Genomic DNA, 1,187 nt, shown 5'->3' on the forward strand with positions numbered 1-1,187 from the left:
GTCGAGTTCTCCGACGGGACAGTCATTGTCGCCGATGCGGAACATCAGTGGTTGACCGATACCCGTGCGTCGAGGAAGTCGGCTCAGGCGGCCGCGGTGGGATACAACCGCACCAGAAACCAGAAGACCTTCGCGGAGGTCCGCACAACCGAGGAGATCGCAGACTCGGTCCGCTGTAATACGAAGGACTCTCGTCTCAACCACTCGGTAGTCAATGCACAACCGATTCAACTGCCGGAGCGGGAACTACTTGTACCGCCCTACACCCTGGGGGCGTGGCTCGGTGACGGATCTTCGGCATGCGCTCAGATCACGAGCGCTGACCCGGAGATCATTACGCGCATCGAAGGTGAAGGCCTTCGAGTGACGGCATCGTCCACCAGTGCTCTGCGGTACGTCATCCAGCTTCCGCTCGAGTCCGTGGATGCGAAGTCGTGCATCGTGTGCGGCAAGGAATTCGTGCCCTTCCCCCTCAACGTCCGTACGTGCGGTCAATCGTGCGGCGGCAAGGCACGGTTCATGTCGGAACCGGTTGCGCCCCCGGCTTGCGTCGAGTGTGGCGCCCCGACCACAGGCTTGCATCGCTGCCTATCTTGCAGGAGGGCGATTGGTACAGTTCAGGCTCGTTTGCGCACCGTTGGGGTGCTCGGCAACAAGCATATTCCGGCCGACTATTTGCGGAGTGCAGAATCGCAACGGCGTGCACTTCTCGCCGGTCTGCTCGATACCGATGGAACTGTTACGGGTGGCGGGTCGGCCCAGTTCTCTGTCACCAGTGAACGGCTGATCCGCGACGTGCGCGAACTTGTCGTCAGTCTTGGTTATCGAGCACAGCTGTCGACCAAACGTGTCAAGGGGCGCACCGAGGCATCGTCGACGGCTTATACGCTGACGTTTGCGACAGATGACGTGGTGTTCGGACTGCACCGAAAGCAGATGTTGCACAAGGAGCGGAGGGCTGCTGGCTCGACAGTCCGGTCGGGCTCACGGTTTATCGTGGATGTTCGCCCAGTCGAGTCGTTACCCGTGCGGTGCGTCGAGGTCGATAATGCCGAGCATCTCTACCTCGCCAGCGAGTCGATGATCCCTACACACAATTCAACCCTGTCCATGGATTTCATGCGCTCGTGCTCCATCAAGCACGGTATGCCCAGCGTTATCTTCTCCCTGGAAATGAGTCGCACCGA

At 60.0% G+C, this 1,187-nt stretch carries 1 protein-coding gene; it reads left to right on the top strand.

Annotated elements, in window-relative coordinates:
- The coding region (locus A2J03_RS10485; protein WP_331712366.1) for an LAGLIDADG family homing endonuclease at positions 1–1,187 on the top strand (1,187 nt) is incomplete at both ends.

The sequence above is a fragment of the Rhodococcus sp. EPR-157 genome (assembly GCF_001647195.1).
GTDB lineage: Bacteria > Actinomycetota > Actinomycetes > Mycobacteriales > Mycobacteriaceae > Rhodococcoides.